6 protein-coding genes are annotated in these 6,188 nt (G+C 48.5%); 4 read left to right on the top strand and 2 right to left on the bottom strand.

Annotated features, from left to right (window positions below; all coding sequences use genetic code 11):
• Positions 1 to 107: 107 nt before the first annotated feature.
• Complete coding sequence (gene mrdA / locus QUA00_RS35945) at positions 108 to 1,934, bottom strand: penicillin-binding protein 2 (RefSeq protein ID WP_333413327.1); 1,827 nt, start codon at positions 1,932 to 1,934, stop codon at positions 108 to 110.
• Positions 1,935 to 2,198: 264 nt separating this feature from the next.
• Between mrdA and QUA00_RS35940 the strand changes: the two genes are divergently transcribed.
• The 3 genes from QUA00_RS35940 to cysE all read left to right on the top strand — a co-directional run bounded on the left by QUA00_RS35940 (position 2,199) and on the right by cysE (position 4,023).
• Positions 2,199 to 2,345: a hypothetical protein gene (locus tag QUA00_RS35940; RefSeq protein ID WP_333144925.1), complete on the top strand. Its 147-nt coding sequence runs from the start codon at positions 2,199 to 2,201 to the stop codon at positions 2,343 to 2,345.
• Between the two features lie 104 nt (positions 2,346 to 2,449).
• Complete coding sequence (locus QUA00_RS35935; RefSeq protein WP_333144926.1) at positions 2,450 to 2,965, top strand: hypothetical protein; 516 nt, start codon at positions 2,450 to 2,452, stop codon at positions 2,963 to 2,965.
• Between the two features lie 251 nt (positions 2,966 to 3,216).
• On the top strand, positions 3,217 to 4,023 hold the full coding sequence (gene cysE, locus QUA00_RS35930; protein ID WP_333144928.1) for a serine O-acetyltransferase: 807 nt from the start codon (positions 3,217 to 3,219) through the stop codon (positions 4,021 to 4,023).
• A gap of 162 nt (positions 4,024 to 4,185) precedes the next feature.
• Here the strand turns inward: cysE and QUA00_RS35925 are convergent, their stop codons facing one another.
• Entirely contained in the window at positions 4,186 to 4,767 is a 582-nt protein-coding gene (locus QUA00_RS35925; RefSeq protein WP_333310697.1) for an Npun_F5749 family FMN-dependent PPOX-type flavoprotein, read from the bottom strand.
• A gap of 218 nt (positions 4,768 to 4,985) precedes the next feature.
• Here QUA00_RS35925 and QUA00_RS35920 point away from each other — a divergent pair, with 218 nt between their 5' ends.
• Positions 4,986 to 6,104 (top strand): tocopherol cyclase family protein, encoded by a 1,119-nt coding sequence (locus QUA00_RS35920; RefSeq protein WP_333310698.1) that lies wholly within the window; start codon positions 4,986 to 4,988, stop codon positions 6,102 to 6,104.
• Positions 6,105 to 6,188 lie beyond the last annotated feature (84 nt).

The raw sequence follows: 6,188 nt of genomic DNA, 5'->3' as shown, positions 1-6,188 counted from the left end.
AAGGAAGAAGGAAGAAGGAAGAAGGAAGAAGGAAGAAGGAAGAAGGAAGAAGGAAGAAGGAAGAAACTATGCCCAATTCCCAATGCCCAATGCCCAATTCCCCATAACTAAGGACTAATAACTACTGGCTGCTTCACCTTTTTCTGTGGCCCAAAATAAGCTTGAAATACCTCTTTGGCGATCGGGGCTGCTGCAACTGAACCATAACCGCCATTTTCCACAACCACGGCGATCGCAATTTCCGGTTTCTGGGCGGGCCCGAATGCCACATACAAAGAGTGATCCTCCTGTCCGATGACCTCCGAAGTCCCTGTTTTGCCCGCCGTCAGCGGAATCGAACCGTCATTCAATCCCTGTCCCGTACCCTGGGCAACCACCGCGATCAGTCCTTCCTTAACCACCTGAACTGTTGAAGGTTTCATCCCCGTATGTACCCGTTGAGTCTCCGCTGTGCCGGTCATGGAAGTCAAAAGATGAGGCTTCACGCGATAGCCCCCATTAGCGATCGAACTCACCATCACCGCCCCCTCCAAAGGAGTCATCAACACCAACCCCTGACCGATGGACATCGTTACCGTATCACCCGCATACCAAGGTTCTTTATAAATTTTCTCCTTCTCCTCCGGCGTCGGGGCTTGACCGTGATCGCCGCCGCCTAGCCCCAAAAGATTCAAATCCGTCTCCTTGCCAATTCCCAAGCGGTGTCCCCACTTAGAAATTTGCTCCGGCCCTGTACTAATCCCTACTTGATAAAAAAACGTATTGCTGCTGAAAGCCAAAGCATCCCGAAAGCCGATGTCGCCGAAACCGCCGCTGTGTTCGTTAAAATCAATTCCCCCCACAGTAATGTAAGACGAAGTACCCAGAATTGAGTCCGGCGAAAATTTGCCCGACTCCAGGCCCGCGACGGAAGTCACAATTTTAAAGGTACTGCCGGGGGGATAGCCTTGCGTGGCCCGATTCAAAAATGGATTTTCCGGGTCTTGAAGAGTTTCCCACTCATCCTTAGTGATTTTTCGCGTAAACAGATTGGGGTCAAAAGTCGGGTGGCTGGCCATAACTAATACCGCCCCGGTTTTGACATCCAACGCCACTACTGCTCCCCGGCGGTTCCCCAGGGCTTTTTCGGCTGCTTTTTGCATGGACAAGTCTATGGTTAGCTGCACCGCCTCACCGGGTTTGGGCGGTGTCTCTCCCATCAGCCGCAATTCTTGATTTTGGGCATTTACCTCGATCAGCCGATCGCCCCAAACTCCGGCAATCTTCTGGTTAGAGCTCGCTTCTATGCCCATTTGACCCACAATCATCCCCATCGGATATTCGGGATGAGCTTCCAAGTCTGCTGCGGTAGCTTCGCCGATATATCCGATAACGTGAGCCGCCAAACTGCCTTCGGGATAGTAGCGGTTCGCTTCTGGCCGCACTTCCACTCCCCGCATTTGTCCCACCTCTTCTGCTAGTGGCACAAACACCTCTGGCGGCATTGCTTGCTTGAGCCGCACCGGTCTATAGGATTGAGGATCGACCTCTTTTATTTTTTTTAAAATTTCTTCGACCGGGATTTTAACCAGCGGACTCAACTTTTCTGCTGTCGCTTTCCACTGTTCCGGCGTTTGTTCTTTCGGCCACAAATATACCGATCGAGCTAAATTGTTTGCCGCTAGCAACTTGCCTTTGCGATCGATAATGTGTCCGCGATTCGCCGGCATTGGAACTAGGCGAACGCGATTGTTTTCGGCTCGTTCCCGGTGTTGCTTCCCTTGTATCAGTTGCAATTCCACCAGCCGACTAGCGTGCAGGCCCAGCAAACCTGTTGCCACCAGCATTAACACGATCGCCCGGTGTATCGGACGATCCTGTTTTTTAGGAGTTTCCCCCAGGGTTTTGTCAGAAGAGTGAAATGCTGAGATTGAATAAACTTGTCGTTGCATCATTCTATAGGTAGATGTCAAATCCTAGATTTTAGGTTTCTGATTGTCAATTGTGAAGTATACATCATCAAACCGGGCCCAATCGGGCCTTGACCATTGGGGGAAGCCGAATAATTGATCGTTAACTTTTGACTAATCACTAATAACTCATGACTGCTGACTAATCCCCCAAGCACCAAGAAATAGCCAGCAAAATCAAGGCCAGGCTCAGCCAATTAGGGAGGTGAAGCCAGCCAGATAGACCTATAGGTAACAATACCAAGGCCTGTGTCAATAGGGAACCGATCGCCAACAGCAACGCTAGCAGTATCAAATTTATCATCGTGGCACCGTACAATTTCGGACATGAGTCGATCGCCTGTGGCAGAAATCCGAGTGGCACAAGCGAGCGCGATCGTACAGGGATTGTCCTGATAGACATAAGGAAGAGAAGCGAGGAGGTTTTGAACTAATTTAAAAAAAATTATTCTTCCTCCCAAGTTTGGATTCTAGGGGCTGCGATGGGTAAATTCTGAGTTGTGATTTTAAGTTCTGACGCCTGGAGTATTGCCATGTTGTTTAATCAGGGAGCCAATTTCAAAAACGGTGCGCTCTTGGGTGCGATCGCGGCGATCGCCGCCCTACCAGTTTTAGCAGAAACAGCCAATTTCGGCACTTTAACTTTATCGCGAGGTTTTGCAGCCCCAACAGCAGTTTTGAGAGGTTCCACAGGCGGATCGTACTCTCTATCTGCCATAGCCAACGCCGATCGCCACAAAAACAAATGTTTGGGTTTTGCCACCCCAACTCCCGACCACATCATAGTCTTGCAGCAAAAATTTTCAAAACTCACACTCCAAGTCAACAGCGGAGGCAAGGACACAACCTTACTCGTACAAGGCCCCGGTAATGCGGTGCGCTGCGGAGACGATATAGGTCAGAATAAAGATGCTGCCATACTTGATTCTGAGTGGCAAGCAGGGTCTTACAGGATTTGGGTAGGTACTCTCGAACCCGGAGTCAAGTCTAACTATACAATCTCAGTACAGGAATAGTCAGTAGTCAGTAGTCAGTAGTCAGTAGTCAGTAGTCAGTAGTCAGTAGTCAGTAGTCAGTAGTTAGTAGGAAGAATTAGCAATTGCCCATGCCCCATGCCCAATTCCCAATGCCCCATGCCCCAATTTCCCCAATCTCCCACTCTCTTAATCTCCCACTACCCAATCTCCCGATCGACCGCTCACTTCCGCCATCCAGTAAAATGTAAAATCGAAAGTGGCGTGTTTAACCAAAATAGGTAACTCCGAAAGTGCTAAAGACTCTTATAGCTGACTTCAGTATAATTTTCGATCGCGACCCTGCCGCTCGCAACTGGCTGGAAGTTTTGTTTTGCTACCCCGGTCTTCAGGCCCTAGTGCTGCACCGTTTCGCACACTGGCTTTATGTGTTGGGGCTTCCCTTCATCCCCCGCTTGATTTCCCACCTGGCTCGTTTTTTGACCGGAATTGAAATCCACCCAGGGGCAACCATCGGCAAAAGCGTATTCATCGACCACGGTATGGGGGTTGTGATCGGCGAAACAGCGATTATCGGCGATTTTGCCCTAATTTACCAAGGTGTCACCCTTGGCGGTACTGGCAAGGAAAGTGGCAAACGTCACCCTACCGTCGGCGAAAACGTAGTTTTCGGTGCCGGCGCCAAGGTACTCGGCAATCTGCAAATTGGCAATAACGTCCGCATCGGCGCCGGTTCCGTCGTGCTCCGCGACGTACCATCTGACTGCACAGTGGTAGGGATTCCCGGCCGCATCGTCTATCGATCGGGAGTGCGCGTCAATCCCCTAGAACACGGCAGTTTGCCGGATTCCGAAGCTGTGGTAATTCGCTCTTTGCTCGATCGTATCGAATCCCTCGAACAGCAAGTAAAAAGTTTGCTTCCTCAAGCATCTGTCTCCTTAACTTCTGATCCCAATTCCCACAATTTCCACTCAGTATCAGAAGCTTTAAACCAAGCCAGCAATGTAGCCTTAGCCGAAAAAACACAGCTAGTTACAACCCCTAGCTGCAAGTTAAAAGATAAAGCAATTCAAGAATTTTTCGACGGCAGCGGCATCTAAAATTTGAATAGGGCATTGGCCAAACAGAGCATTGGCCAAACAGGGCATTGGCCAAACAGGGCATTGGGCATTGGTGAATGTTAACTGTTAAGTGATGACTAATAACTAATGACTACTGACTAATGACTACTGACTAATGACTACTGACTAATGACTTCTTTTTCAAGGATTAACCGATCGCACAGACCAATTTCCCTCCCCGTCGCGCCGATAAAGCGATCGATTTTGCGGTTCCCCCCGCAACTCCAACAAATCCACCGTTTCCGGTTCCAACAACAGCAAGCAAAAATTAGGTAGCGGCTCGATCGCATCTGGGGAAGCAGAATCAAAAGCACTAGCCTCGGCTTTGTCATCCCCCGGATGCGGCCAAGCAAACTGTGATCTAGCCGCCTCAGAAAGCTCCTGCCAAGTTGTGCACCGCGATGAGCACAACTGGGCCTCTGGATTATCTGCCCCTACCAAAACTAGCTTTCCAGCAATCCGAAATTGTTCGCGAGTTTTGGGGAAATACCAGCAAATTTCCCCCCAAGGATAGAGATTAATCTCCTCTGCCTTTTGACTGCGAATATCTGTAATAAACTTTAACTGATTAGTATCTGCTAAAAAGCCTCGAAACACCACAGTGCGGTTTGCCGGTCGCCCGGTAGCCCGAACCGTTGCTAGTTGCAAGTAGCGGGCAAAAGCAAGACTGCGGTTGCGGTGGAGCGCGCGAGCTAAGGGCGATCGCCAAAGTGCTAAAGACATAATTAATAACCTATCATATTGGTAATGGGATTAGTTATTAGCTAGCAGTCAGTAGTCATTAGTCAGTAGTTATTGGGAATAGGGAATTGGGCATAGTTTCTGGTTTTTCTTCTTCCTTCTTCCTTCTTCCTTCTGACTAATGACTAATGACTGCTAGCTAATAACTAATAACTACTGACTACTGACTACTGACTCTTCTTTCTGCTATTGGTAATTCTATGTCAAATTCACTCTCAAAACTCAAAACTATTGAAACTCCCCACAGTGGCTACCACTGGGACGGCAGTTCCCGCCGCTTTTTTGAAGGCTGGTACTACCGAATAACATTACCGATTCACGGACAATCCTTTGCATTCATGTATTCCATCGAAGACCCCAGAGGCGGTCAACCTTACAGTGGCGGTGCAGCTCAAATTCTCGGCCCGAAAGATAGCTATTTGTGCCGCACCTTTCCCGATGTAAATAAGTTTTGGGCGCACCGAGAAGGCTTGGCTTTCGGACATTGGGGCAGAACAGATTTACAAATTAAACCCCAATATTTAGATCCGCAAGTATTCGACAGCCGCGTCGAAGAAGGCTATCAAGCTACTGCTACTCTGAATCAAGGTTATTTGCACGATCCAGGAAGCGGCAGCCACTGTTTTTGGCAGTACGAAATTAAACCTATTTATGGCTGGGGAAACTCTGAGGAAATCCAGAAATCTACGGCGGGAATGGTATCTTTTCTACCCATATTTGAACCGGGATGGCAAATTTTAATGGCTCACGGTTTAGCCACGGGCTGGATCGATTGGAATGACGAACGCTACGAATTTAAAGATGCTCCTGCTTACAGCGAAAAAAACTGGGGCGGTGCTTTTCCGCAAAAGTGGTTTTGGGTTAATTGCAATTGTTTTCAAGGCGAAAAGGATTTAGCTTTAACTGCTGGCGGCGGCAAGCGGGGCGTGCTGTGGTGGATGGAATCGGTAGCAATGATTGGTCTGCATTACCGAGGGAAATTTTACGAATTTGTGCCTTGGAATTCCCAAGTTAGTTGGAATATTGAACCTTGGGGAAGCTGGAAAATGCAGGCTAGAAACAGTCAGTTTGAAATTGAGTTAATTGGCACTACAAACAGTCCTGGTACTTATGTGCGAACTCCGACAGAAAAAGGCATGGCTTTTTGCTGCCGGGATACGACGCATGGCGAATTGCGCTTGCAACTGCGAGAGTTGTTGGGGGGAAATGTTGAAAAAAATGGCAAGCAGCGTTCTAGAATTATCTTAGAGGCTCAAAGTTCTTTATCGGGTTTGGAAGTTGGGGGCGGGCCTTGGGATGAAGTTTGGCGATCGAATTAAGTCATTAGTCAGTTGTCAGTTGTCAGTTGTCAGTTGTCAGTTGTCAGTTGTCAGTTGTCAGTTGTCAGTTGTCAGTTGTCAGTT

This window comes from Microcoleus sp. T2B6 (assembly GCF_036700475.1).
Taxonomy (GTDB): Bacteria; Cyanobacteriota; Cyanobacteriia; order Cyanobacteriales; family Microcoleaceae; genus Microcoleus.
Note: the sequence above shows the minus strand (reverse complement) of the source record. Positions and strands in the feature narration are given on the sequence as shown.

Coding starts and splice junctions, on each gene's coding strand:
- mrdA (WP_333413327.1), bottom strand. CDS start 1,934: ATGATGCAACGACAAGTTTATTCAATCTCAGCATTTCACTCTTCTGAC.
- QUA00_RS35925 (WP_333310697.1), bottom strand. CDS start 4,767: ATGTCTTTAGCACTTTGGCGATCGCCCTTAGCTCGCGCGCTCCACCGC.
- QUA00_RS35920 (WP_333310698.1), top strand. CDS start 4,986: ATGTCAAATTCACTCTCAAAACTCAAAACTATTGAAACTCCCCACAGT.